This is a genomic window from Acidovorax sp. Leaf191 (assembly GCF_001424425.1).
Lineage (GTDB): Bacteria > Pseudomonadota > Gammaproteobacteria > Burkholderiales > Burkholderiaceae_C > Acidovorax.
This window is the reverse complement of sequence record NZ_LMPT01000001.1, coordinates 374720-401220: the sequence shown is the minus strand read 5'-3', so window position 1 is coordinate 401220 and position 26501 is coordinate 374720. Positions and strand designations below refer to the sequence as shown.

Annotated in this window: 20 protein-coding genes; 10 read left to right on the top strand and 10 right to left on the bottom strand. The window is 68.8% G+C overall.

All coding sequences use genetic code 11. The features are described 5' to 3' along the window. Positions 1-32 precede the first annotated feature (32 nt). Complete coding sequence (locus tag ASG27_RS01765; protein ID WP_056410710.1) at positions 33-4922, top strand: EAL domain-containing protein; 4890 nt, start codon at positions 33-35, stop codon at positions 4920-4922. A 1265-nt stretch (positions 4923-6187) separates the two neighbouring features. Here ASG27_RS01765 and ASG27_RS01760 read toward each other — a convergent pair. Continuing rightward, complete coding sequence (locus tag ASG27_RS01760; RefSeq protein WP_056410707.1) at positions 6188-6793, bottom strand: Spy/CpxP family protein refolding chaperone; 606 nt, start codon at positions 6791-6793, stop codon at positions 6188-6190. A 341-nt stretch (positions 6794-7134) separates the two neighbouring features. On the opposite strand from ASG27_RS01760, the gene ASG27_RS01755 reads away from it, so the two are divergent. Further along, positions 7135-8211 carry a recombination-associated protein RdgC gene (locus tag ASG27_RS01755; RefSeq protein ID WP_056410705.1) on the top strand — a complete coding sequence of 359 codons (1077 nt, stop codon included), beginning with the start codon at positions 7135-7137 and terminating at the stop codon, positions 8209-8211. A 61-nt stretch (positions 8212-8272) separates the two neighbouring features. On the opposite strand, the gene ASG27_RS01750 is transcribed toward ASG27_RS01755, so the two are convergent. After that, complete coding sequence (locus ASG27_RS01750; protein ID WP_056410702.1) at positions 8273-9070, bottom strand: enoyl-CoA hydratase/isomerase family protein; 798 nt, start codon at positions 9068-9070, stop codon at positions 8273-8275. A 171-nt stretch (positions 9071-9241) separates the two neighbouring features. Here ASG27_RS01750 and ASG27_RS01745 point away from each other — a divergent pair, with 171 nt between their 5' ends. Beyond that, positions 9242-10000, top strand: coding sequence for a TetR/AcrR family transcriptional regulator (locus tag ASG27_RS01745; protein ID WP_056410699.1), 759 nt, complete (start codon positions 9242-9244; stop codon positions 9998-10000). Between the two features lie 46 nt (positions 10001-10046). Here the strand turns inward: ASG27_RS01745 and ASG27_RS01740 are convergent, their stop codons facing one another. The 5 genes from ASG27_RS01740 to ASG27_RS01725 form a co-directional block, all read right to left on the bottom strand. Beyond that, positions 10047-11312: a HipA domain-containing protein gene (locus ASG27_RS01740; protein WP_056410696.1), complete on the bottom strand. Its 1266-nt coding sequence runs from the start codon at positions 11310-11312 to the stop codon at positions 10047-10049. Continuing rightward, a complete protein-coding gene (locus tag ASG27_RS25675) occupies positions 11309-11614 on the bottom strand; it encodes a helix-turn-helix domain-containing protein (RefSeq protein ID WP_082485704.1) in 306 nt (101 codons plus the stop codon). Before ASG27_RS25675 ends, ASG27_RS01740 begins: the two co-directional genes overlap by 4 nt. Positions 11615-11864: 250 nt before the next feature. Further along, on the bottom strand, positions 11865-12353 hold the full coding sequence (gene cueR / locus ASG27_RS01735; RefSeq protein WP_268751086.1) for a Cu(I)-responsive transcriptional regulator: 489 nt from the start codon (positions 12351-12353) through the stop codon (positions 11865-11867). Continuing rightward, positions 12350-12583: a heavy-metal-associated domain-containing protein gene (locus tag ASG27_RS01730; RefSeq protein ID WP_056410694.1), complete on the bottom strand. Its 234-nt coding sequence runs from the start codon at positions 12581-12583 to the stop codon at positions 12350-12352. Before ASG27_RS01730 ends, cueR begins: the two co-directional genes overlap by 4 nt. 216 nt (positions 12584-12799) lie before the next feature. Continuing rightward, positions 12800-13909 (bottom strand): flavodoxin family protein, encoded by a 1110-nt coding sequence (locus ASG27_RS01725; protein ID WP_056410691.1) that lies wholly within the window; start codon positions 13907-13909, stop codon positions 12800-12802. Positions 13910-14168: 259 nt separating this feature from the next. Here ASG27_RS01725 and ASG27_RS01720 point away from each other — a divergent pair, with 259 nt between their 5' ends. From ASG27_RS01720 to ASG27_RS01710, 3 genes are all read left to right on the top strand, one after another. Beyond that, positions 14169-16478, top strand: a complete 2310-nt coding sequence (locus ASG27_RS01720; RefSeq protein ID WP_056410688.1) for a heavy metal translocating P-type ATPase — start codon at positions 14169-14171, stop codon at positions 16476-16478. A gap of 111 nt (positions 16479-16589) precedes the next feature. Further along, complete coding sequence (locus ASG27_RS01715; RefSeq protein WP_056410686.1) at positions 16590-18269, top strand: methyl-accepting chemotaxis protein; 1680 nt, start codon at positions 16590-16592, stop codon at positions 18267-18269. Positions 18270-18502: 233 nt separating this feature from the next. Continuing rightward, the gene (locus ASG27_RS01710) at positions 18503-19081 is read left to right on the top strand and encodes a hemerythrin domain-containing protein (RefSeq protein ID WP_056410683.1); all 579 of its coding nucleotides are present in this window, start codon (positions 18503-18505) and stop codon (positions 19079-19081) included. Between the two features lie 233 nt (positions 19082-19314). On the opposite strand, the gene ASG27_RS01705 is transcribed toward ASG27_RS01710, so the two are convergent. Then, positions 19315-20418, bottom strand: a complete 1104-nt coding sequence (locus ASG27_RS01705; RefSeq protein ID WP_056410680.1) for an alkene reductase — start codon at positions 20416-20418, stop codon at positions 19315-19317. Between the two features lie 209 nt (positions 20419-20627). On the opposite strand from ASG27_RS01705, the gene ASG27_RS01700 reads away from it, so the two are divergent. The 4 genes from ASG27_RS01700 (at position 20628) to ASG27_RS01685 (ending at position 24825) form a co-directional block, all read left to right on the top strand. Beyond that, the gene (locus ASG27_RS01700; RefSeq protein ID WP_056410675.1) at positions 20628-21890 is read left to right on the top strand and encodes a YbfB/YjiJ family MFS transporter; all 1263 of its coding nucleotides are present in this window, start codon (positions 20628-20630) and stop codon (positions 21888-21890) included. A 188-nt stretch (positions 21891-22078) separates the two neighbouring features. After that, complete coding sequence (tauA, locus tag ASG27_RS01695; RefSeq protein ID WP_056410672.1) at positions 22079-23098, top strand: taurine ABC transporter substrate-binding protein; 1020 nt, start codon at positions 22079-22081, stop codon at positions 23096-23098. Beyond that, on the top strand, positions 23088-23921 hold the full coding sequence (locus ASG27_RS01690; protein ID WP_235503865.1) for a taurine ABC transporter ATP-binding protein: 834 nt from the start codon (positions 23088-23090) through the stop codon (positions 23919-23921). The genes tauA and ASG27_RS01690 overlap by 11 nt, the downstream gene beginning before the upstream one ends. Continuing rightward, complete coding sequence (locus ASG27_RS01685; RefSeq protein ID WP_156370402.1) at positions 23914-24825, top strand: ABC transporter permease subunit; 912 nt, start codon at positions 23914-23916, stop codon at positions 24823-24825. Before ASG27_RS01690 ends, ASG27_RS01685 begins: the two co-directional genes overlap by 8 nt. Before the next feature lie 170 nt (positions 24826-24995). Here ASG27_RS01685 and gstA read toward each other — a convergent pair whose 3' ends face one another. Together gstA and ASG27_RS01675 are read right to left on the bottom strand one after the other, a co-directional pair. Continuing rightward, positions 24996-25604 (bottom strand): glutathione transferase GstA, encoded by a 609-nt coding sequence (gene gstA / locus ASG27_RS01680; RefSeq protein WP_056171625.1) that lies wholly within the window; start codon positions 25602-25604, stop codon positions 24996-24998. 112 nt (positions 25605-25716) lie between these two features. Next, on the bottom strand, positions 25717-26487 hold the full coding sequence (locus ASG27_RS01675) for a class II aldolase/adducin family protein (protein ID WP_056410667.1): 771 nt from the start codon (positions 26485-26487) through the stop codon (positions 25717-25719). Positions 26488-26501: the final 14 nt, after the last annotated feature.

Here is a 26501-nt window from a genome sequence, read left to right as displayed (position 1 = left end):
CCGCTGGGTCGCTGCACGATAGCTGCCTGACCATGTCATCAGCCCACGCACCCGAAGAGGCAGCGCGGCTTTTGGCACTGCAGTCCTACGCGATCCTCGACACCCCTGCCGAGGAAGGCTTCGACCAGTTGGCGGCCCTGGCCGCGCAGGTGTGCGGCTGCCCCATCGCGGTGGTCAACTTTCTCGACGGCGAGCGCCAGTGGTTCAAGGCGTCGGTGGGCCTGGCGTTTCAGCAGACCGAGCGCGCCATCGCGTTCTGCGCGCATGCGCTGGACGGCCGCCGCGACCCGATGGTGGTGCCCGACGCCGCCCTGCACCCCGTGCTGGCCAGCAACCCGCTGGTGGTGGGCGATCCGCATGTGCGCTTTTATGCCTGCGTGCCGCTGGTCACGCCCGAGGGCTTTGCCCTGGGCACCCTGGCCGTGGTCGACACCGTGCCGCGCACGCTGCAGGACGCACAGATCGACGCCCTCAAGATGCTGGCGGGCCAGGCCATGGTGCAGCTGGAGCTGCGCCGCCAGAAGCGGCTGCTGGCCCACCTGGTGCGCGAGCGCGACCAGATGCACGCCGAGATGGTGGCCCAGGGCGAGGCGCTGCGCGCGGCCGGGCGCATCGCGCGCATCGGCGGCTGGACGGTGGAGCTGCCCGGCCAGCAGTGGACCTGGTCGCAGGAGATCGCGGCCACCTACGGGCTTGCGCAGCGGCAAAGCGGCCTGGCGCAGGTGCTGCAGCTGTACACGCCGCCCTACCGCGGCGTGATGCAGCGGGTGCTGGACGACTGCCTGCAGCACGGCACGCCGTTCGACATCGAGGCCGAGGCGCTGATGCCGGGCGAGCGGCACTTCTGGGTGCGCACCGCAGGGCAGGCGGTGCGCGGTGCCGACGGGCAGATCCTGCGCATCCAGGGCGCCTTCCAGGACATCACCACCCAGCGCCGCGCCCACCAGGCACAGCGCGAGAGCGAGGAGCGCTTTCACCTGGTCTCGCGCGCCACGGCCGATGCGGTGTGGGACTGGAACCTGTTCACCGACCACATCTGGTGGAACGAGGGCATGCAGACCCTGTTCGGCGTGCCGCCCGACCAGCTGCAGGCCGACAGCAGCTCCTGGACGTCGCGCCTGCACCCCGAGGACAGCGATGCGGTGGTCACCGGCATCCACGCGGTGATCGACGGCAAGGGCACGCACTGGTCGAGCGAATACCGCTTTCGCCGCCACGACGGCAGCTACGCCTGGGTGCTGGACCGCGGCTTCGTGATCCGCGACGCCAGCGGCAAGGCGGTGCGCATGGTGGGCGGCATGGCCGACATCAGCCGGCAAAAGCTCGCCGAGATCGATGCGCAGCGCGATGCGCAGAACCATGCCGAGCTGCTGCAGGTGCAGCAGCGCATCTCGTCGATGGCATTGCCCCTGCACGAGGCGCTGCAGCTCGTGGCCGACACGGTGCTGCGCCAGACGCGGGCGCGCGGCGCGCTGGTGGAGCTGCTGCGCGAGCAGGAGCTGGTGGCGCAGGCCGCGGCGGGCGACCACGTGCGCCCGGTGGGCCACCTGCTGCCCGTGGACCAGAGCCTGCTGTGGCCCTCGCTGCGCGAAGGCCGCACGGTGGTGTGCAACGACACCGAGGCCGCGGGCTGGGACATGAGCTCGATGCCGCACCGCCACGGCGTGCGCTCGGTGATGGCGGTGCCGCTGCGCACGGCCAGCGGCGTGGTCGGCTCGCTCAAGGTCACGTCCGACCAGCCCCAGGCGTTCTCGCGGCGCGACGTGGCCCACCTGGAGATCCTGACCGAGTCGCTCGGCTCCATGGTGCAGCTGCGGCACGTGGCGGCGCAGCTGCGCGCGTCCGAGCAGCAGTACCGCATGCTGTTCGACGAGCACCCGCACCCGATGTGGGTGTACGACAAGGAGACGCTGCGCCTGCAGGCGGTGAACCAGTCGATGGTGACGCACTACGGCTACACCGAGGCCGAGCTGCTGGCCATGCAGATGACCGACCTGTGGCCCGCCGAGCGCCGCGCGGCCATCAAGGCCAGCATCGACGCGATCCCGATGGACCAGCGCAACCGGCCCGTGGTGAGCCGCCACCTCAAGAAGGACGGCTCGATGATGGACGTGGAGATCACGGCCGGCAGCATCAGCTTCAATGGCCGCCCCGCGCGCCAGGTGCTGGCCACCGACGTGACCGAGCGCCTGCGCACCGAGCGCGAACTCGCGCGCATGGGCCGTGCGCAGCGCCTGCTCAGCGCCTGCAACGAGACCCTGGTGCGCGCCACGTCCGAGACCGCGCTGCTGCAGGCCATCTGCCAGATCGCGGTGGACATCGGCGGCTACCGCATGGGCTGGGTGGGCTTTGCGCGGGACGATGACCGCAAGTCCATCGAGCCCGTGGCCCACGCCGGCTACAACCAGAACTACCTGGAGAACCTGCACCTGTCGTGGTCGGCCGACGACCCGTACGGCCGCGGCCCGGCGGGCACGGCCGTGCGCTCGGGCAAGCCGGTGATCGTGCAGGACATCCGCGCCGAAGGCGACTTCGCCGACTGGACCGAGCGCATGCTGGAGCACGGGTTCCACGGCGTGATCTGCCTGCCGCTGCAGCAGCGCGACCACGACCAGGACCGCACCTTCGGCCTGCTGTACCTGTACGCGCCCGACATCCTGCAGATCAGCGCGCAGGAGGCCGCGCTGCTGCAGGAGCTGTCCAACGACGTGGCCTTCGGCATCACCAGCCTGCGCGCGCACAAGGCGCAGCAGCGCCTGCAGGCCTCGGTGCTCAAGGTGGCAGCGGCCGTGTCGGCCAGCACGGGCACCGAGTTCTTCGTGCAGCTGGTGCGCAACATGGCCGATGCGCTCGGTGCGCAGGGCGGCTGCGTGGTGCGGCTGCTGCCCGGCAGCGAGGGCCAGCCCGACCGGGTGACCACGCTCGCGGCCGTGCTGGACGGCCACATGCTGTCCAACGACGAATACATGCTGGAGGGCACGCCCAGCCAGATGCTGCTGAACCAGCGCGAGTTCGTGGTGGCCGAGAAGGTCCAGCAGGCGTTTCCGTCCGCACCCATGCTGCGCCTGGTGGGCGCGCAGGGCTATGCGGGCCAGCAGCTGTGCAACGGCGACGGCGAGGTGGTGGGCTTCGTCTTCGTGCTGTTCCGCCAGCCCATCGCGGAAACGGACTTCATCACCTCCACGCTGCAGATCTTTGCCGCGCGCGCCTCGGCCGAGATCGACCGCCAGCTGGCCGACATCCGCATCCGCCACCAGGCGTCGCTGCTGGACAAAGCGCAGGACGCCATCCTGGTGCGCGACCTCACGCACCGCATCATCTTCTGGAACAAGAGCGCCGAGCGGCTGTACGGCTGGTCGCAGCTGCAGGCGCTGGGCCAGTCCATCGAGACGCTGCTCTACGACGACCCCACGCACTTTCGGCACGCCACGCAGGCGGTGCTGGAGCAGGGCGAGTGGACGGGCGAGATCGTGCAGTACCACCGCGACGGCAGCACCATCGAGGTGGAGGGGCGCTGGACGCTGGTGCGCGGCGACGACGGACAGCCGCATTCCATCCTGGCCATCAACACCGACATCCGCCAGCGCAAGGCCAGCGAGCGCGAGATCCAGCGCCTGGCGTTCTACGACGCGCTCACCGGCCTGCCCAACCGCATGCTGCTGATGGACCGCATCGGCCACGCGCTGGCCAACGCGCAGCGCCGCCACCACGGCGGGGCGTTGCTGTTCATCGACCTCGACAACTTCAAGACGCTGAACGACACGCTGGGCCATGACCAGGGCGACCTGCTGCTGCAGCAGGTGGCGCAGCGCCTGAACACCTGCGTGCGCAGCGTGGACACCGTGGCGCGGCTGGGTGGCGACGAGTTCGTGGTGATGCTGGAAGAGCTGAGCGCCAAGCCGCACGAACTGGCGCTGCACGCGCGCGGCGTGGGCGAGAAGATTTTGACCATGCTGGCCGTGCCCTACGCGCTGGCCGGCTACCAGTACCGCAGCACGCCCAGCATCGGGGTGGCGCCCTTCACCGGCGAGCAAACGAGCGTGGGCGAGCTGCTCAAGCAGGCGGATCTGGCCATGTACCAGGCCAAGACCGCAGGGCGCAACACGCTACGCTTCTTCGACCCCGACATGCAGGCGGTCGTGACGGCCCGCGCGGGCCTGGAGACCGACCTGCGCGCGGCCCTGGCGCAAGAGGAATTCCTGCTGCACTTTCAGCCGCAGATGCACCAGACCGGCCTGTGCGTGGGGGTGGAGGCGCTGGTGCGCTGGGCCCACCCGCAGCGCGGCATGGTCTCGCCCGCGCAGTTCATCCCGCTGGCCGAGGAAACCGGGCTCATCCTGCCGCTGGGCCGCTGGGTGCTGCACACCGCGTGCAAGCTGCTGTCGAGCTGGCAGGACGACCCGGCCCTGGCGCACCTGACCATGGCGGTGAACGTAAGCTCGCGCCAGTTCCGCCATGCGAGCTTCGTGGACGACGTGGCGCGGGTGCTGGCCATCACCGGTGCACCGGCCCACCTGCTCAAGCTCGAGCTCACCGAAAGCCTGCTGGTGGAAGACATGGAAACCACCATCGCCACCATGGCCGCGCTGCGCAGCTACGGCGTGGGGTTCTCGCTGGACGACTTCGGCACCGGCTATTCGAGCCTGAGCTACTTGAAGCGCATGCCGCTCGACCAGCTCAAGATCGACCAGAGCTTCGTGCGCGACCTGCTCACCGACCCCAACGATGCGGCCATCGTGGACACCATCATCGGCCTGTCGCGCAGCCTGGGCCTGCAGGTGATCGCCGAAGGCGTGGAAACGCCCGAGCAGCGCGAGCTGCTCGCCCATGCCGGGTGCATGCACTACCAGGGCTATTTGTTCAGCCGGCCGCTCTCGGCCGACGTGCTGGCGACCTTCCTCCACAAGCCCGCCGAGGCTTGATCCACAGGCCACGGGCAGTCAGTCCCGTGCGCGTTGCCGTCTCCGGGCCGCCAGCCCGGCACACCACGGCGCGCCCAGAGCCTCCAGGGCTGGCTGGCAACGCGCCGGCAGGAGGAGGGGGTGTGCCCACCGTCCGGCAGGCCTCCAGGCCCCTCTCAGGCCATTGGCTGCGCCTCTTCCCAGCATCAGCCCCCTCCACGACAGCGGCATGCCTGGCGCAAGGCGATCTCACCCGTGCGGTGCCGGGCCCCGGGAAGTTGTCCCTGTCTTCTTCTTTATCTTTTTTATAAATACATAGTCGTAGTAGTAGAGGACGGCTTGCGGTGTGGACAACCGTGTTTTTCCCAGACGCGGCAAGCACTTGCGCGCAGCCCAACCCTGTGGGCCAGCCCCTGTTTCCGCTGTCACGCCGGCGGGGACAAAAGCCAGGAATCGCTGCGGCCTGTGGACAACCGGGTACTTGTGCCAAAACTGTCCCCAGTTTTACCCACCGGGGTCGCTGTGCCCGGGAATCTGCTGGAAAAGTGGTCCTGGCGCCCTATGGACAAGCGCCAGCAGCTACTGAAAACATAGCAAATTCGACGCACCGGTGCCGCTGACCGGGATCTGTGCCGCCAGGAAGTCCTGCGGCAGGCGCTCGAAGTCGTTGTCGGTGAGGCCCTCGCCACCGCTGCGGTGTGGCTGGGCGGGCGCGTGACGGGCCGTCTCGCGAGTTCCGGCTGTGCATGGGCAGGCACCCGCTGATGGACGCCCTCTGGACGCCCCCACCCTCAGGGAAGCGATGTGCGCCAGATTTGCCGCTCGGGCCATGGCATCGGCCGCTTTACCGGGCGCGCAAAGACGGTCGTTAAGGCGTCAGCAGTCGGTCCCGGTGTCCCGGATTCGGGGTGTTCTGTTATTCATTGATAGATCTATATATAAATAGCAGTAGTAGTAGAGCCGCCCTGTTTCTGTGGACAAGGCCGGATTTGCCAATGCTGGCGCGCACTTGCGTCGCTGCAAACACTGTGGGACGCCGGGGTTGAACTTCGGGGCCGGCAGACAACAACTTCGGCCGCCGGCATCTTTGTGTGGATAACTGCCCGGTTGTTCGAGAAGTCTCCCCAGACTTATCCACAGGCGCACTGGTGCGGCCAGCCTGTGTGCCGCACCGCGCTGCTTTGCGCCGACCCAAAACAGCGGGCCGTGCTCCCAAGGAAAAAGCCCGGGGTCCTTTGCAGGACCCCGGGCCGTGGGTGGTGGCGTGCCTTGCGGCTGCCGCTGGTTTACTTGGCAGGCATGGCCGCACCGGCCGGTGCGGGTGCGGGCCTGCCCGCGTCGCCGTGGTGGTGGCGCTCGCCGCCCTTGCCGGGGCGGCCTTCGCCGTGGGGGCCGCCGCGGTGGTGGCGGTGCGCCTGGGCGTCAAACGTCTTTTGCTGCTCGGGCGTCAGCGTGGCGTAGAAGGCCTTGGTGGCCTCGCCACGGCGGTCGGCCTCGGCGGCGTGCTGGGCGCGCAGGGCTCGCATGCGGTCGATGCGCTCGGGCGTGGTCAGCTTGTCCATGTCCTTGCGGTCCAGGCGCGCGGTGCGCTCGCCCGGTTGCAGGGCCGTGGTGAAGGTGGTCCAGCCGGATTCCTGTGCGGGCGTCAGCTTGAGCTGGTCCTTCAAGGCCGCCATGCGTTTTGCCTGGTGGGCCTGACGGGCCTGGTGGCGTTCGTGGTGGTCCCGGCGTGGCTCGCCGGCCTGGCGGGCGTGGCGGCCCTCGGGGGCGGTGGCGCTGGCGGCCGCCGGGGCGGCTGCGGGGCTGGCAGGTGCCGGTTGTGCCAGAGCGGGCAGGGCCAGGGCAGCCAGAACAGCGGTGGCGACAAAGCGGCGTGGGAGTTGGAAAGCCATGGTGTGAGTCCTTTCACGGTGGAGGTGGCAGCCCGCTGTGCCAGGTTGGCTCAGCGGTTGAGGGTCAGTGTCCGCCTGCCATGTATCGCCGCCGTGCCCACTGGGTGAGGCTGTGTAAAGTTGTGACAAGAAGATCCGTACGCGGCGCGGACCTTGGGGCGGTATCCGCCTCTACCGCTCGTCCATCCGGCGCTGACAGCTATGAAATATGTAGCAATGCTCCCGCCGGATGCGCCGAAGCCTGCGGTGCGGCGCGAGACCGGTGCCCGCAGCCCCGACAATGGCGGATTCGCCGTTTGCCCGTTGTTCGCTCAACGCCTAGAAGAGAAGAAGGTTGTCCCGTGTTCAAGAACATGATCGTGTACCGCATTGCCCCCCAATGGCAGGTGGAGTTGACCCAGGTCGAGGAAGCGCTGGCCAAGGCGCCTTTCATGGAGTGCGGCGCCACGCAGGAGAAGTCCCTGGGCTGGGTGCCGCCGCGCGGCGACGCCCACGGCCCGCTGGCCGAGTCGGTCGGGGGCCAGTGGATCCTGCGTTTCATGGTCGAGTCCAAGGTGCTGCCTGGCAGCGTGCTGGCGCGTCGGGTGAAGGAAAAGGCCGAGCGCATCGAGCAGGAAACCGGCCGCAAGCCCGGCAAGAAGGAAAGCAAGGAGCTCAAGGACGAGGCCAAGCTCGACCTGCTGCCCATGGCCTTCACCAAGCAGGGCTCGATGTGGATCTGGATCGACACAGCGTCCCGCCTGCTGGTGCTGGACACCTCCAGCCAGGGCCGCGCCGATGAGGTCGTCACGCTGCTGGTCGAGTCGCTGCCCGGCCTGTCGGTGTCGCTGATCAACACCCAGACGAGCCCGCAGGCCGCGATGTCGCACTGGCTCAAGGAGCAGGAGCCGCCCGTGGGCTTCACCGTGGACCGCGAGTGCGAGCTCAAAAGCGCCAGCGAAGAAAAGTCCGTGGTGCGCTACGCCCGCCACGCGCTCGACATCGAAGAGGTGCAGGCCCACATCGACGCCGGCAAGCTGCCCACCAAGCTGGCGATGACCTGGGACGACCGCGTGTCCTTCATGCTCACCGAGGGCTTCCAGATCAAGAAGGTGTCGTTCCTCGACACGGTGTTCGAGGGCACCAAGTCCGACGACAGCGGCTTCGACACCGACGTGGCCATTGCCACGGGCGAACTGGTCAAGCTGATCCCCGACCTGATCGAGGCCCTGGGCGGCGAGGCGGAAAGCGGCGTGGCCAGCGCTGCGCAGGCGGTGGCGGCGGGTGGCGACAGCGCTCCGTCATCGGCCCCGGGCTCAGGCTCCGGCCTGGCGGCCGCCGTGCCGGCACCGCCCCCAGGGAAGGATGTGACGGGCCGCGCGATCACCGGGCCGGCCACGGCACCGGTGGACACAGACCCGGAATCGGCGCCGTTCTGACGACCCTCGCCAGAGGCGAGTTCAAGACCGGGGAGGCGAGTTCAACGCCCCGCAATCGCTCTCAGCGCCCGGTGAACCGCGGGCTCTGGCGCGCATGGAACGCGTCGACCCCGCTCTGGAAATCCTGCGTGCCCGCGCACTGCACGAACGCAGCGGCCTCGGCCGCCAGTTGCTCGGGCAGCGTGCGGCCCATTGAATCGCGCATCAGGCGCTTCATCGCGCCGCAGGCCTGGGTCGGGCCGCTCGCCAAGCGCGCTGCCAGCGCGGCGGTGGCCGCGTCCAGCTCCGCCGCCGGCACCACGCGGTTGACGAGGCCCAGGCGCAGGGCCTCGTCGGCGGTGAAGGCGTCGCCCAGCAGGGCGATCTCCAGCGCCTTGCGCACCCCCACCAGCCGGGGCAGCGCCCACGATGCGCCCACGTCGCAGCTGGTGCCCAGGTTGATGTAGGCCAGGTTGAAGCGCGTGCCTTCGGCCACCAGCACGTAGTCGGCCATCAGCAGCAGGCTCAGGCCCGCGCCTGCGGCCACGCCGTGCACCTGGGCGATGACGGGGGCGTTCATCTGCGCCAGCAGCGGCAGCGCCTGGTTCAGCGGGGTGAGGATGTCGATGGCGCCTTGCACCGGGTGGGCCCGCAGCGTGGCCAGGTCGCCACCGGCCATGAAGCCCCGGCCGTTGCCGCGCAGCACCACGGCGCGCACCGTAGGGTCGGCGGCAACGGTCTGCACCGCGGCCAGAAAAGCGTTGGCCATGGCCACGTCGATGGCGTTGAGCGCGTCGGGCCGGTTGAAGCGCAGCGTGGCGATGGGGCCGTCGCGTTCCAGCAGCACGGACGCGGTGGGGTCGGTAGCGGTGTTGGTCATGTCGAAGGGCTTGTGGTGCTTGGTGGCAGAGCGCTGATAGCTCCTGTTTTGATAGTGGCGGCGCGGCCGGCCCCGCGGCATCGGGGTTTTCCCGCGGTCGGGCGCCGCCGCCAGGCGCTGCGGCGCCTGGGCCCCGGGCGGACCGGTCGTCGAAAAGGCTCTAATACGCACATGACCAAGACGACGACCATTGCCGCGACGGCCGCGACGGCCCCCACGCCCCGGCGCAAAAGTGGTGCTGCCGCGACCGCCGCCGCCCCCGCCATGGCGGCCCCGGTGTCGCCCCGCGAGCGCCAGCGCGAGGCCAAGCGCAACGCCGTGCTGCAGGCGGCCGCGCAGCTGTTCAACGAGCGCGGCTTTCACGCCACCTCCCTCGACGACATCGCCGCGCGCCTGAACGTGACCAAGCCCACGCTGTACTACTACGTGAAGAACAAGGACGAGATCCTGCTGCAGTGCGTGAGCCAGGGCCTGACCATGATGCTGGAGGGCATCGACGCCTCGCGCGCAGCCGGCGGCCAGGCCATCGACCAGCTCATCACCTGCATGCAGGTCTATGCGCGCATCGTCACGCAGGACTTCGGCATGTGCCTGATCCGCATCGGCGACGAGCAACTGCCCCCCGCGGCCCGCAAGGAGCTGCGCCGCCTCAAGTCCGCCGTCGACCAGGAGTTCCGCCGCCTGGTGACCGAGGGCGTGGCAGAAGGTTCGCTCGCACCCTGCGACCCGAAGATGACGGCCTTTGTCATTGCGGGCGCTCTGAGCTGGATCGGCCGCTGGTACCAGCCCGGCGGGCAGTACACGCCCGAGCAGGTGGCGGCGCAGTGCATTGGTACGTTGATGGGTGGGGTGGTGCGGCGGGTGGATGCGGCGCCGCCTGCGGTAGCGGTGGTGGTGCCCTCCAAAAAGAGAAAGGCGAGCGCTGCCTGACGGCTGCAGGCCCACAGCACCCTGGGGCTTTGCCAGCGGGTGACTACTAGGGCGCTGCGGGCGCTGTCATGGACAGGCCGTTGCGGCAGTGCGCTGCAAAGGTCTGCTCCATGGCGTCCAGCAGGGCCTGTTCAGGCGCGGTCGGCAGCAGCTCGGCCTCGATCCGCGTGCGCACCTTTTTCCATGCGCCAGGCAGGGCCGTGGCTATGGCGCGAAAGACCTTGAGCGTATCGGCCAGCCCGAAGCCACAGTCGTCGCAGAAGGCTTCCCAGGAATGGAGTCCCACGGCGTCGAAGTGGTCTTCATCCCCGATGAACAGGGCCAGGCCTGTGTCGCCGTAGGCCCGCACGCACAGCAGGTCGTAGAAGGGTGCCAGCCGGTAGCCGTGTTCGTCGATGAGCACCGACATGTTCTTGGCATGCGCATCCGCGTTGCCCGTGAGGTAGTTGAACATCACCCAGCGCTGGAACTGCAGCATGTCTGCGCCGGGCACACGCACGCTGCGCAGTGCGTGGGCCAGCTTGGCCAGGCTTACCAGGCCGCCAGAGCGTTCGTACTTCCAGCCGTCGCCCTGGCCCAGCAATTGGCAGCCGTCGATCTGGTGCAGGGCGACGATGTTTCCGGCGATGAGCGTGCGGTCATAGCGACGCACCACATACGCGGCTTCGGGCACGCGCACCAGCCACGTGGGCGGTACCGGCAGCTTGAGGGCTTTGGCCAGTTGCATGCACGCGTATTCGTTAACGGCGCTGGGCGCATAGCGGGGCTGGCGTGTGTCGGGCTTGAGGATGTGCGTGGTGGGTGATGCTCCCACGCTGTCGTACAGCTGCAGGGTTTTTTCGTCGAGGCGCAGGCCCATCTTGTCTTGCGCGCCCGCCAGGGACATGGTGGTGGTCGTGTTCGACACCAGCAGGGGCACGGTCTGCCGCGCTGTCAGGCGCTCGCTCAATATGGCGGGGGGCAGCGGGCGGTACTGCTGATGCTGCTCGGGTTGCGCGTTGTCGGGCAGCAGTGCCAGCACGCCTGGCAGCTCCTGCCCCAGTCGGCCCAGCAGGTCGAAGCGAGAGGCGTGGCGCAATTGCAGCGCGGCCATGATGTCTTCCAGCGCGTTGCCCTCGGGCAGCAGGTTGTCGAAGAAATGGCGCACCAGCACGCCGGTGTAGCGCTGCGTCTGCAGGGCGAACTGCGGTGCCAGCGCGAATGCGCCCGGTTGGGCCAGCCACTCGGGGTCGTATTCGAAAAAGAAGTCCGCTGCAGCGTGGCCCAGCCAGCCCATGGGGCGGGCATTCGCCCAGACGCGCAGGCGGATCATGGCGCGCTGTCCTCGGGGGACGGGCCCTGCACGATGGAGGCGTTGCCCATCTCCAAAGCGGCGGGGTCTTCGTGCGGGTGCCACACTGCCGGCCATGTGATGTCCAGTGTCAGCCCCAGTCCCTCCGCCAGCAGCAGCAGCTTGCCCAATGAACAACGTTCTGGCGCACTTTCAGCATCGCGGATGAATGAAGGGCTCACGTTGCAGACGGCTGCAGCTTGGGAGCGTGACAGCCCTTGCCGCCTGCGCTCGGCCTGAAGCCGCGCCGCGAAGTCGGGCAGGTTGCGAAAGTTGAGCTGCATGGTTTTTGACCTTATAGGGGCAAATTACATCACAGATACCGTTGATTGCGCTATTTTTGACCTCATGAGGTCAATTTGCAGTTTTCGTGAGTGCCGTTTCGTGAAATTGACCTTATAGGAGCAAAACGATTTTTCCGCTGAATCGATGGATGGACTGAGCCCAGAGGATCGCCGGTGGCCTCCCTGTCGCCTCAGATGCCGTGGTTGCAGTGCCGGACGCCAGTGCCAACAGAGCCGCGAGCGCGCCCTGTCAACGCTCCGCCGCCCCCGCCAGGTCATCCAGGATCGGGCAATCTGGCCGCTCGTTGCCCTTGCAGCACGACACCAGCGTCTGCAGGCTGCGTTGCATGGCCTGCATCGAGGCAATGCGCTCGCTCAGGTCGTCGATGTGGGCCTGGGCGATGCGCTTGACCTGGCTGCTGGCGCGGCTGCGGTCGTGCCACAGGGCGAGCAGCTCGGCGATCTCTTCCATCGAGAAGCCCAGGTCGCGGCTTCTGCGGATGAAGTGCAGGGTGTGCACGTCCGCCTGGGTGTACTGGCGGTAGCCGCTGTCGGTGCGGGCCACGGCGGCCAAGAGGCCCAGGGACTCGTAGTGGCGCACCATGCGGGCCGAGATGCCGGCGCTGCGGGCGGCCTCGCCGATGGTCAGGGGCCGGCCGTGGGGGATGGCTGCTTTGCCAGTGCCTTTGCTGTTGCTGTCCGCAAGGCCCGGGGCGCGGGAGGCGGTGGCGGCGCTCATGGCGCGACGGTATAGCCTTCTTCGGCGATGGCCGCGGCCAGGGCGGCGCGGGGCGTGGTGGCGTTGCCGACTTCCACGCGGCCGGTGCTGCGGTCGATGCGCACGGTGGCGCCGGGGTCGGCGGATTGCACGGCCTGCGTCACGGCGCGCTCGCAGTGGCCGCAGGTCATGCCCTGCACGTCAAAGAGCTGGGTGGAGGAAGCGGCATGGGGGGTGTCGTTCGTGGTCATGGTGGCTCCTGGAAGTCCTGTGGGGGTGGTCCGACGGGTATCGGTAAGGTGTCAGGGCGCCAGCGTAAACCTTCACACGATGGCAAGGTCAAGGCCCATGCAACGACCCCACGGCCTGTGGGCAGGCCGGGCGCGGCTGTGCGGACTGTCTGCTATTGAAAATATAGCTGCCAGCGCACTTCCATCCAGCGGTAGGGGCCTTTTTGTTTGAACGAACTACTTGGGCCGGGGGCGGCGCACGCCGGCGTCGGGCTGCACCAGGCGGCCTGCGCGCAGTTCGGTGATGGCCACGGACAGCGCCTCGGCGGCGCCGCGCACTTCGGCCTGCATGGCGGTATCGCGGTCCAGCACCTCGTGGCTTTGGGCGTAGCTTTCGTAGTAGCCGATGTAGCGGTCCAGGCGTGCCTTGGGGCCGGCGTCGATGAAGCCCATCCAGTCGAGCCAGTCCGACAGGCCCCGGCGCGTCATCTCGATGCCGGCCACGTCGCCGTGCACGGCCAGCGCGTAGGCGCGGCCGGCCAGGTGCTTGGGGTAGTCCCAGCCCGCCAGTTCCAGCGCCTTGGCCTCGGTGGCCTTCTTGCCGTGGGTGGTGGTGGGGTCGGGGTTGCCGCCGTCGGCACACACCAGGCGGTCGATCATGAGCTTGAGCGGGCTCGGGGCCTGGTACCAGTACACGGGGGTGATGATCATCACGCCGTGCGCGGCGGTGAAGCGTTCGTAGATCTCGTTCATCCAGTCGCCGGTCTGGCGCTCGGCATGGTTGGGGTAGCAGCTGCACGGAAAGTGGCACAGCGGCATGGCGGTGGACACGCAGCCCTTGCACGGATGGATGTGGCGCCCGTAGTCGGAGGTGACGCGGCTCAGGTCGAGCAGGTCGACTTTGATCTGCGCGCCCGCCAGCACGTCGCGCGCCATGTTCAGCATGCGCCAGCTCTTGGAGATCTCGCCGGGGCAGGTGCCGTCGTTGCGGGCCGATCCGCACACCAGCAGCGCGCGGGATGGCGCTGCCTTGTCGGCCCAGCGGGTGCGGGCGGCGTCGATGCGCTCCTTGGCCTCGATCCAGTCCACCGACAGGTCGTAGTCCGGGTCGGCATAGCCCGGGCCGGCCTTGCGGGTGCGCGGGGCCTTGCGGCCTTCGTCATAGTTGCGCCAGGCGATGGCCTCGATGCGGTCGAGCGCATCGGGGGCCTCGTCGGCAAAGCGCGGGTCGCGGAAGTCCTGCAGGAACCGCTCGCGGAATTCGGCGCGCTCCAGTGGGGGCGGGGCCTGGCCGGTGCGGGGTTGCGGGGGCGTGGTGTTTTGGGTGGGTGTGGGGCCGGTCGTCATGCGGCCATTGAGCGCTGCACGGCAAGGCGGTGCTATCGGACAACATGCCGTGAAGGACTCGGAGCCGCTTGACCTTGCCATCATGTCAAGGTGTACGGTAGAGCATGCACCCCCCTGAGATGCTGCGCATTTCCCCGCTCTCCTTCGGGAAGGGGACGCACCCGGTGGCCCGGCACAGCTGGTTCCACGGGTGCACTGGCATCGGCCGCGCTGGTGCGTTGGCAGCGGGCGACATACGCAACCCAGAACTCATAAATACATGACGACAAACACTATCGGTACCTCTCCTACATCCCTCGCCGCGGTCACGGACTCGCTCGACCTGGGCATCGGCGGCATGACCTGTGCCAGCTGCGTGTCGCGCGTGGAGCGCGCGCTGCGCAAGGTGCCCGGTGTGCAGGACGCCACCGTGAACCTGGCCACCGAGTCCGCGCGCGTGGCCTGGGCGCCGGGCGGGGCGGCCGGTGCTGTAGACGCGGCGGCCATGGAGGCGCTGGTGCGCCGCGCGGTGCGCAACGCCGGCTACGAGCCGCGTGCCGCCGGGCAGGCCGATACTGCCGAAGACCTGTCGCCCTGGGCGGGCTTCCTGCCTGTGGGCATCGGCCTGCTGCTGTCGGCGCCGCTGGTGGTACCCATGTTGGGAGACTTTTTCGGCCACCAGTGGATGCTGCCCGCGTGGGTGCAGTTCGCGCTGGCCACGCCGGTGCAGTTCATTCTGGGCGCACGCTTCTACAAGGCCGGCTGGCATGCGCTGAAGGCGCTGGCGGGCAACATGGACCTGCTGGTGGCGCTGGGCACGAGCGCGGGCTGGGGACTGTCGGTGTGGCTGTGGCTCACGGCGCCCGCGGGCCACCCGGGGCAATCTGGGCATGTGCCGCACCTGTACTTCGAGGCCTCGGCCGTGGTGATCACGCTGGTGTTGCTGGGCAAGTGGCTGGAGGCCCGTGCCAAGCGCCAGACCACGGCGGCCATCCGCGCGCTGCACGCGCTCAGGCCCGAGGTGGTGCACCTGTTGACCCAGGCCGGCGAGGTGGATGTGCCCGTGGCCGAGGTGATGGTGGGCGACCGCCTGGTGGTGCGCCCGGGCGAGCGCATCCCGGTGGACGGCACGGTGCACGAGGGCCACACGCAGGTCGATGAATCCATGCTCACCGGCGAACCGCTGCCCGTGGCGCGCGATGTGGGCGCGGGCCTGACGGGCGGCTCCATCAACGGCGACGGCCGCATCGTGATGGCGGTGACCGCCGTGGGCGCCGAGACGGTGCTGGCCCACATCATCCGCCTGGTGGAAGACGCGCAGGCCGCCAAGGCGCCCATCCAGCGCCTGGTGGACGAGGTCTCGGCCATCTTCGTGCCGGTGGTGCTGGGCGTGGCGCTGCTCACCCTGCTGGGCTGGCTGTGGGCCGGCGCGGGCGGGGAGGTGGCGCTGATCCACGCCGTGGCGGTGCTGGTGATCGCCTGCCCCTGCGCGCTGGGCCTGGCCACGCCCGCGGCCATCATGGCGGGCACCGGCGTGGCGGCAAAGCACGGCATCCTCATCAAGGATGCGCAGGCCCTGGAGCTGGCGCACAAGGTGGACACGGTGACCTTCGACAAGACCGGCACGCTCACCGTGGGGCAGCCGCGCCTCACCGCGTTCGAGGTGGTGGCGGGGCAGGACGAAAGCGTTGTCCTGGCGGCCGTGGCCGCGGTGCAAAGCGGCAGCGAGCACCCGCTGGCCCGCGCCGTGGTGTCCGCTGCCCGGGCGCGCGACCTGCCCATGGCGCAGCCTGATGCAGTGCACGCCGTGCGCGCCGTGCCCGGCCGCGGCACGGAGGGTGAGGTGCAGGGGGCGAGCTACCTGGTGGGCAGCCTGCGCTGGATGCAGGAGCTGGGCGTTGACCTGGGTCCGCTGGCCGCGCGCGCCCAGGCATTGCAGGCCGAAGGCGCCACCGTGTCGGCCGTGGCCCAGCGCAGTACGCAGGGCGCAGAAGGCACACACGGAGCAGGGGGCCTGGTGCTGCGCGCCGTGATGGCCTTTGGCGACGAACCCAAGCCCGGCGCGCGGGAAGCGCTGGCGCAGCTGAAGGCGCGGGGCATCCGCACCGTGATGATCTCGGGCGACAACCGGGGCGCGGCCGAGGCCATGGCCCGGCGGCTGGGCCTGGACCCCGCTGCGGGCGAGGTGATGGCCGAGGTGTTGCCGGGGGACAAGGCGGCGCAGGTCGTGGCTTTGCAGGCGGGCGGCAAGACAGTGGCTATGGTGGGAGATGGCGTGAACGACGCACCGGCGTTGGCCGCAGCCGATGTGGGCATGGCCATGGGCAACGGCACCGATGTGGCCATGCATGCAGCCGGCATCACCCTGATGCGCGGAGATCCCCGGCTGGTGGCGGCGGCGCTGGACATATCGCACCGTACGGTGATGAAGATCCGCCAGAACCTGTTCTGGGCCTTCGCTTACAACGTGGCCGGGATTCCCCTGGCGGCGCTGGGTTATCTGAGCCCGGTGGTCGCCGGCGCGGCCATGGCCTTGAGCTCGGTCAGTGTGATGGCGAATGCCCTCTTACTGAAGCGGTGGCGCATGTGATAAATACGTACAGCACGGTCATCGATGTCTGGCAAACTGCAACTTTTTGTTGCAGAGCAGCGCGGGGGCGCGGCTCGCGGCTTCTCCATACCGATACAAGGACGACACATCATGAATCTCTTTTCGTTCATGCGGCAGTTCACCATCCGAATGCGCATGCTGGGGGCCATTGCGGTGGTCCTGGGGCTGCTGGGCCTGCTCGGTGGCGCAGGCATGCTGGGCATGTTCCGCATCCACGACATGAGCCAGGACTTCGTGGACAACTCGTTCGCCAAGGTGGGCTACATGGCCGAGTTGCGCGGCGAGATGGGGGCCATCCGCCAGCACGAAAAGGACATGATCATCGGCTATGAAAAGACCGAGGCCGTGAAGGCCGCGCACGCCAAGTGGCTGGCCAGCCAGGAGAAGGCCAAGAAGATCGCCGCGAAGTTCCTGGAAGGCGAGGAAGACGCGGACAACGTGGTGGTGCGCAAGGTCATCGCCAAGCTGGACAGCTACCGCGATCTCTTCGGGCACGTGGCCCGCCAGCTCGAAGCCAGCGGCTATGACACCGCCACCATCGCCAATCGCATGAGCGGCAAGGCCGTGGCCGAGTTCGACCAGGCCGACAAGCTCGTGAGCGAGCTCGACACCGTGCTGCGCGCCGATGTGGACACGGCCATTGCGCAGCAGGCGCGCGTATCGAGCGAGACCAAGTGGCTCTTCGTGCTGGCGGTGCTCATCACCGTGGTGGTGGTGGTGCCGACCACGCTCATGAACATGAACTCCATCTGCAACCCGCTCGAAGAAGCCCGCCGCATGGCGCAGGCGATTGCGGGCGGCGACCTGTCGCAGAAGATCGAGGCCGAAGGCAAGGACGAAGTGGCCGACCTGCAGCGCGCACTGCGCGAGATGCAGCAGGGCCTGGGGTCGCTGGTGGCGCAGGTGCGTGATGCCAGCGGCAACATCGCCACGGCCAGCCAGGAGATCGCCACGGGCAACCAGGACCTGTCGCAGCGCACCGAGCAGACCGCCAGCAATGCACAGGAGGCCGTGTCCTCGCTGTCGCAGCTCACGTCCACCGTGCAGCAGACGGCGTCGTCCTCGCAGATGGCCAACCAGCTCGCCGCATCGGCATCGAACACCGCCACGCACGGCGGCTCGGTGGTGCAGCAGGCGGTCTCCAGCATGCAGGAAATCTCGGCGTCCAGCCGCAAGATCGGCGACATCATCGGCCTGATCGACTCCATCGCCTTCCAGACCAACATCCTGGCGCTGAACGCCGCGGTGGAGGCCGCCCGTGCGGGCGAACAGGGCCGGGGCTTTGCGGTGGTGGCCAGTGAGGTGCGCAGCCTGGCCCAGCGCAGCGCGGCCGCGGCCAGCGACATCAAGGGCCTGATCAACAACAGCGTGGCGGCCGTGGACGGCGGCGTGCGCCATGTGGAAGGCGCGGGCACGGCCATGAAGGAGATCGTGGCCAGCGTGCAGCGCGTGGGCGACATCATCGGCGAGATCACCGCGGCGGCGTCCGAGCAGTCGGCCGGCATCGGCCAGGTCAACCAGTCGGTGGGCGAGATTGACCGCATGACGCAGCAGAACGCGGCGCTGGTGGAACAGTCCGCCGCCGCTGCCGAGTCGCTGCGCGAGCAGGCCGCGCGCCTGTCGCAGGTGGTGCAGCAGTTCCGCCTGGCCGATTCGATGGGGCACGGTGGGGCGCACCACGGCTCACACCCTGCGCCAGTGGCAGCTCCGGCACAGCAGCGGCAGGCGCTGGCGGGCGGTGCGTCGGGCCGGGCACTGCTCTCCCGCTGATACGGCGCACCGACGCGGCCCGCACGACCGGGCACCCAGGCCCTGCAGGCATTCTTGGCTTGCAGGGCTTTTTTCATGGGCGGGCCGCACCAGCGCTTTCGTTCTGGCTTTGGCCTCGGCTGCCGAGCCGGTGGCGCGGCTGGTTGCGGAGTGTTTGACCTGCGTCATGCGCCGCGGCGCGGCTGCATGCCATTCTCGGGCTGTTGTTGTGTTGTCCACCCGGGAGAGTTGCCATGCCGTCCATCAGCCTGCGCACCATTCGCGAAGAGCATGCGTCGCTGGCGGCGGTGCTGCATTCACTGCGCCTGTTGCTCGACCAGGGGCCGGGCGACGCACCCGCCGCGTTCTTCGACGTGATGCGCGCGATGCTGTTCTACATCGACGAGTTTCCCGAGCGCCAGCACCACCCCAAGGAATCGCAATGGCTGTTCCCCAAGGTGGCCGAACGCTCGCCCGATGCCGCTGCCGCCATTGCGCAGCTGGAGCGTGAACACGCAGGCGGCGAGGCGGCGGTGCGCGAGCTGCAGCACCTGCTGCTGGGTTGGGAACTGATGGGCGAGTCGCGCCGCGAGGTGTTTGCGGATGCGCTGCGCAGGTATGTCGGCTTCTACCTGGAGCACATGCGGCTGGAGGAGGCCGTGGTGCTGCCGGCCGCGCAGAAGTGTCTGGCGGAGGCCGACTGGACCGCCATCGACGCCGCGTTTGCAGGCAACGCCAACCCGCTGGCGCACGGACCTGCGCGCGACCCGGCCTATGACCGCCTGTTCACCCGCATCGTGATGCGGGCGCCGAGCCCGATCGGGCTGGGTTGAGCGCAGGACGGCGTCAGAGTGCCGGAGGTTGTACGGACTCGCAGTCTCCCGCACCGCGCTGCCAAATCACCCCACACCGTTCACGCTGAGCATGTCGAAGCGCCGCGCAGGGCTTCGACAGGCTCAGCCCGAACGGTGGGTGAGATGCCACCCTGCAGAACGATGCAACAGTGTGGATGGCGTGGACTGAGCGAACGGTGCGGAGCGTCAAGCGGCCCGCCGGGCTGTTCCCGTCACGCCGCCAGCGCAGGGTAGTCCGTGTACCCCTCGGCACCGCCGCCGTACAGCGTGGCGCGGTTCACCTCGTTCAGCGGCGCGTCCTTTTGCAGGCGCTGCACCAGGTCCGGGTTGGCGATGAACGGGCGGCCGAAGGCCACGATGTCCGCGCCGTTCGCCAGCGCCGTTTCGGCCAGTGCCTTGTCGTAGGCGTTGTTCACCATCCACGCGCCCTGGCCGCCGGCTGTGCGGTATGCGGCCTTGAGCGCGTTGTAGTCGAAGGGGCGGTCCGGAATGTCGCGCGGGCCGCCCGTGGCGCCTTCGATCACGTGGATGTACGACAGGCCCAGCGGGCCCAGCTGGCGCACCACGTAGTCGAACAACGGCTGCGGGTCGGCGTCCACCACGTCGTTGGCGGGCGTGACGGGCGACAGGCGGATGCCGGTGCGGCCGGCGCCGATCTCTGCGGTGATGGCGTTGACCACTTCGAGCAGCAGGCGGGCGCGGTTCTCGATGCTGCCGCCGTACGCGTCGGTGCGCTGGTTGGCACCGGTCTTGAGGAACTGGTCGATCAGGTAGCCGTTGGCGGCGTGCACTTCCACGCCGTCAAAGCCCGCGTCGATGGCGGCACGCGCGGCGCGGCGGTAGTCCTGCACGATGCCGGGCAGCTCGGACAGCTCCAGCGCGCGGGGCACCGATGTTTCGGTGAAGGTGGGCACGCCGTCCTTGATGAGCACGGTCTTGGTCTTGGCCTGGATGGCCGACGGTGCGACGGGTGCGGCGTTGCCGGGCTGCAGGTCGGTGTGCGAGACGCGGCCCACGTGCCACAACTGCACCACGATCTTGCCGCCCGCGGCATGCACGGACGACGTGACCTTCTTCCAGCCCGCGATCTGCTCGGGCGCATACAGGCCCGGCACGTCGGCATAGCCCTGGCCCTGGTGCGAGATGGCGGTGGCCTCGGAAATGATGAGACCGGCGCTGGCGCGCTGCGTGTAGTAGGTGGCCACGAGGTCGGTGGGCACGGCATTGGGCGAGCGGTTGCGCGTGAGCGGCGCCATGGCGATGCGGTTGGCCAGTTGCAGGTCACCAGCTTGGACGGGGTCGGACAGGAATGGCATGGGATGAAACTTCCGGATAGAGCGTGGGATGAAAACGTCGGCAGGGGCCATCGGTCGAAGGCCGAAGGTTAATGCTGCAGCGCAAAACGTGCAGCGCACTGGCGTCAACAAGGGCTCTGGTTTTGTGCTATTGGCCCCAGCGGCCCCGCTGCGGGCCGTGGCGCTGCCCGGCCAGCGCGCGAAAGGCGGCTGCGGCAAAATTGCACGCCATGCCCTCCCATCCTGCACCGCCCGGCGCGGTCCGGCCCTTGGCCACGTTGCCTGCCACGTTGCCCGCGCTGTGGCTGGCGGTGGCGCTCTCCATGGGCGCTGCGGTGTCGCTGGGCATCACACGCTTTGCGTATGCGCTGCTGCTGCCCCCCATGCGCGAGGACCTGGGCTGGACCTACACGCTGGCCGGGGCCATGAACACGGTGAATGCGCTGGGCTACCTGCTGGGCGCGCTGGCCACACCGTGGCTGCTGCAGCGCGTGGCGCCGGGCAAGGTGCTGGTGGCGGGCGCCGTGTTGGCGTCGGTGTTCATGGGGCTCAGCGGCTTTGTTGTGGATGCGGTGCCGCTGCTGCTGCAGCGCCTGCTGGCCGGTGGTGCCAGCGCGCTGGTGTTCATCGCGGGCGGGCTGCTGGCGGCGCGCCTGGGGGCGCATGCGGCGGGGCGCGCAGGCCTGCTGCTGGGGCTGTACTACGGCGGCACGGGCTGGGGCATCAGCCTGTCGGCGCTGCTGGTGCCTGCGGTGCTGGCGGGCGCACCCGGGCCGCATGCCTGGGCGTGGGCCTGGTGGGCGCTGGCCGTTGCCTGCGCCGGTGCCACCGCGGTGCTGCTGTGGCCCGCGCGCCGCCTGCAGGCGCTGGCCGCACCGGCAGCGCCTCCCACGCCGTTCAATCTGCAGCATCCACCCGCCCGGGTGAGCTGGCGGGCCCTGGGGCCTGCGCTGCTGGGCTATGGCCTGTTCGGCGTGGGCTACATCGGCTATATGACCTTTGTGGTGGCGCTGCTGCGCGAGCAGGGCGCCAGCGGCACCGCGGTGACTTGGTTCTATGCGCTGCTGGGGCTGGCCGTGCTGCTGTCCTCGCGCATCTGGGCGGGCCTGCTGGACCGCAGCCGGGGCGGGCAGGCGCTGGCGCTGCTCAACGGCCTGCTGGGCGTGGCCACGGTGCTGCCGGCGCTCACGTCCGCGTGGCCGGTGGTGCTGGGATCGGGCTTGCTGTTCGGCGGGGTGTTCCTGTCGGTGGTCGCATCGACCACGGCGCTGGTGCGCCACAACCTGCCCCAGGTGCTGTGGGCCAGCGGCATCAGCGCGTTCACCATCGTGTTCGCGGCTGGACAGATTGTCGGGCCCACGGTGGTCGGCTGGATCGCCGACGGCCCGGGCGGCCTGGCGCGCGGGCTGGTGTTCTCGGCCTGTGCGCTGTGGGCGGGGGCGCTGGTGGCGTCGCGGCAAAGGCCGCTGGCGGGGTCTGGCGCAGGCGGCTGACCGGGGTGTAGGGCGAGCAGGGCCCTGCACAGATGCCGCGCTGGCGGTTAGTTGGTTTTCGCATATCCAAGTGCGAAACCAGTGCAAGCCGCCAACGGCCCGCTGCCTAGAATTTTTCTCTCATGCCATGGGCGGACCCGCGCCGCACCGTGGCCGCATCCGACGCATCCCGAGAGGACATTCCCCCCATGGCAACGACAACACGCAGAAAAAGCATCCAGGCCGCGGCCTTGCTGGTAGGCACGGTATTGGGCTTCAGTGCCCTGGCGCAGACACGCGAGGTGGTCATCGGCTACCAGGACATGGTCGTGCCGTGGCGCCATGCACAGGAAACGCGCGAGGTCGAAAAGCGCACGGGCTACAAGGTCACCTACCGCAAGCTGGGCAGCGGCGCCGAGGTGGTGCGCGCGCTGGCCTCCGGCGCCATCCACATCGGCGAGGCGGGCTCGTCGCCCTTCGCATCGGCCATCTCGCAGGGCGTGCCCATCGAGGTGTTCTGGGTGCTGGACAACATCAACGATGCCGAGGCCCTGGTGGCGCGCAACGGCTCGGGCGTCAACACGCTGGCGGACCTCAAGGGCAAGAAGATCGGCCTGCCCTTCGTGTCGACCACGCACTTCCACGCGCTGGTGGCGCTGCAGGACGCGGGCGTGGACCCCAAGAGCGTGCAGATCGTGAACCTGCGCCCGCCCGAGATCCTGGCGGCCTGGGAGCGCGGCGACATCGACGCGACCTTCGTGTGGGACCCGGTGCTGGCCAAGGCCAAGGCCAACGGCAAGGTCATCGTGACCTCGGGCCAGATCGCGGCCAAGACCGGCAAGGCCACCTTCGACGGACTGGCCGTGACCAAGGCCTTTGCCAAGGAGCATGACGGCTTCCTCGCGCAGTTCGTGCAGGTGCTGGCCGATGCCGACAAGGCCTACACCGGTCACAAGGCTGCCTGGACCGCCGAGTCGGCCGAGGTCAAGTCCGTCGCCAAGTGGAGCGGGGCCGAGGCGCCCACCGTGCCTGCGAGCCTGGCGTTGTACGCCTTCGTGCCGCCTGCCGAGCAGGCATCCAACCAGTGGCTGGGTGGCGGCAAGGACTCGGGCGTGGCCAAGTCGCTGGCGGCCACTGCGGCCTTTTTGAAAGAGCAGGGCACCATCCAGAACGTGCTGCCCGACTATTCCGTCGGTGTGAACCCCGCCTGGGTGCGGCGTGCCAAGTAGGCACGGTGACGGCGCAGAACATGGCCTGCAGATACGGGGCCTGAACGTGCGCTATGCCGGTGCGCGCCAGGCGTCGCCGGTGCTCGCGCTGCAGGACGTGGACCTCGACATCGCCCGCGGCGAGCTGGTGGTGGCGCTGGGCGCCTCGGGCTGCGGCAAAACCACGCTGCTCAACTGCATCGCGGGCTTCACCGAGGCATCGTCCGGCAGCATCACGCTCAACGGCCGCGCCGTCACCGGGCCGGGCGCGGAGCGCGGCGTGGTGTTCCAAAAGCATGCCCTCATGCCCTGGCTCAACGTGGTCGACAACGTGGCGCTGGGCCTGCGCCTGCGCGGCGTGCCGCGCACCGAGCGTCGTCGATTGGCTACCGAGAAGCTGGCCCTGGTGGGCCTGGAGGCCTTTGCCGACGCGCCCGTGTGGCAGCTGTCGGGCGGTATGCAGCAGCGCGTGGGCATGGCCCGCGCCCTGGCCAGCGACCCCGACGTGCTGCTCATGGACGAGCCGCTGGGCGCGCTCGACGCGTTCACCCGCGAGTCGCTGCAGGAGCTGGTGCTGCAGCTGTGGCAGCGCACAGGCAAGACGATTTTCTTTATCACCCACGATGTCGAGGAGGCGCTGTTCCTGGCCTCGCGCCTCATCGTGATGACACCGCGCCCGGGCCGCATCGCGCAGCAGCATGCGCTGGCGTTCAACACCGAATACCTGGGTGGCCGGGCTGCGCGCACGGTGAAATCGGATGCGCAATTCATCGCCTGGCGCGAACGCGTGCTGGACTGGATCGCGCCCGGCGTCGTGGCAAATGCGGAGCCCGCCCATGCCTGATGCGATGAGCCAGATCCTGGTAGTGCCGGGCATCGGACGCGATGCGCCCGGCGCAGCCGTGTCCGATGCACCTGCCGCGCCGCACGTTGCACCCGCAGCGTCCTCGCTGCGTGCCGTGGCACCGTTCCGTCTGCCCGGCAGCGGGCCGAGCCGTGGCATCAGCGCTGCCTGCGTGGCCGCACTGGTGGCGCTGTGGTGGCTGGCCACGCACCTGGCCTGGGTGCCGCCCTTGTTCCTGCCCGCACCCGATGCCGTGCTGCGTGCGTTCGGCGATGCCTGGCGCGGCACCATCCAGGGCGGTGAGCCGCTGTGGAAGCACCTGCAATGGAGCGCCATCCGCGTATTCGGCGCCTTCGCTTTGGCGGCTGTCACGGCCGTGCCGGTGGGCATCGCCATGGGCGTGAGCCGCGTGGCGCGCGGCGTGTTCGACCCGCCCATCGAGTTCTACCGCCCGCTGCCGCCGCTGGCCTACCTGCCGCTGATCGTGATCTGGTTCGGCATCGACGAGACCGCCAAGATCCTCTTGATCTACCTGGCCTGTTTTGCCCCCATCGCGCTGGCCGCCAAGGCCGGCGTGCGCAGCGCCAGCATAGAACAGATCAACGCCGCCCTGTCGCTGGGCGCGGGCCGCTGGCAGCTGGTGCGGCACGTCATCGTGCCCGCTGCACTGCCCGAGATCATGGTGGGCCTGCGCATCGCCATCGGCTTCGGCTGGACCACGCTCGTGGCCGCCGAGATGGTGGCAGCCACCGTGGGGCTGGGGCAGATGGTGCTGAATGCCTCGAACTTTTTGCGCACCGACGTGGTGGTGATGGGCATCCTGGTCATCGGCCTGGTGGCGTGGACCTTCGACTGGTTCATGCGCTGGCTGGAGCAGCGCTTCGTGCCCTGGAAGGGGCGTTAGTCTTTGAGTCAGTCTCGGAACTGTGGCCCGCCACAGCGCATGAAACTGGCGCGGCCCAAGGCCAGCGCACCCGCGCAAGGGCCGCCCCGCCGCGCTGGGTGCGTCCCCCTCCCGAATCGCGCAGCGAGTCGAGAGAGGGGGAAGGCGCGCAGCGCCTCAGGGGGTGCCTACTATTTCAGCAAGCCTTCGGCCTTCATGGCCTCCTGCACCGCAGGGCGGGCGGCCACGCGGTCACGGTAGGCGGCCAGGTTCGTCAGAGCGGAAATATCCACGTTGGTCGGCTTGGCCCAGTTGGTCACGGTGAACAGGTAGCCGTCGGCCACGGTGAACTGGTCGCCCATCAGGTACTGCTTGTCGGCCAGCTGGCTGTCCACCCACTGCAGGCGCTGCAGCAGCTTCTCGCGCGCCATGGTCTTGTATTCCTCAGGCGTGGCGGGGTTGAACAGGGGGCTGAAGCCCTTGTGGATTTCGGTGCCGATGAAGGTCAGCCATTCCTGCAGGCGGTAGCGCTGCAGCGAGCCGTTGGTGGGCGCCAGCATCTTCAGGGGCACCTGGTCGGCGATGTACTGCACGATGGCCGGGCCTTCGCGCAGGCGCGTGCCGTCGTCCAGCTCCAGCATGGGCACATAGCCCAGCGGGTTGATGCTGTAGTAGTCGGTGCCGTCCTGCAGCTTGTGGCTCTTGGTGCTGGCGAGCACGGGCGTGAAGGCCAGGCCCGCCTCGTGCAGGGCGATGTGCGGGGACAAAGAGCAGGCGCCGGGGGAGTAGTACAGCTTCATGATGAAAAGGTCCTTCCAAAAAAGTGACGGAGAAACCCGCCATCCTATGCCTTGTGCGTGACGCCTGCTGTCGTTCGGGTGCGCGCGGTTGTGTGGGACGGCCCCTGCGGCATCAGCTGTCGTAACCCGGTGCCTCGCGCTGCACCTTGCGCAGCAGTGCGGGCCAGGCAAACGCACCGCCCAGGCCGCCTGTCTGCACGCGCATGGCCTGCGCCACGCCGCTCACGATCTGCGGGTTCACGGCCGTGAGCTCGCCGCCGGCCTGCGCATCGATCTGGATGCGGCAGGTGTTCTCGAAGGTGTACATCGACAGGAACGCATCGGCAATCGTCTTGCCCACGGTGAGCAGGCCATGGTTGCGCAGCATGAGGAAGTTGGCCTCGCCCAGGTCGGCCTGCAGGCGCGGCTTTTCCTCGTCGCGAAAGGCCACGCCCTCGTACCCGTGGTACGCCAGCGAGCCCAGCACGAACGTGCTCTGCTGGCTGATGGGCAGCACGCCGCCCTTTTGCGCGCTGACCGCCACGCCCGCGCGGGTGTGGGTGTGCAGCACGCAGCCAGCCTCGGGCCGGGCCTCGTGCACGGCGCTGTGGATCACGAAGCCCGCGGGGTTCACCGGGAAGGGCGAGTCGTGCAGCTTGTTGCACTGCATGTCCACCTTGATCAGGCTCGACGCGGTGATCTCCTCGAACATCAGGCCGTAGGGATTGATGAGGAACTGGTGCTCGGGGCCCGAGACCGACTCGGGCAGCTTGGCGCTGATGTGGGTGAAGACCAGGTCACTCCAGCCGTAAAGGCTCACGAGCCGGTAGCACGCGGCCAGGTCGCAGCGCAACTGCCATTCTGGGGCGGACACGCTGTCCTTGAGCGAGGGAATGCTGAGCATGGGCTTGTCTCCGT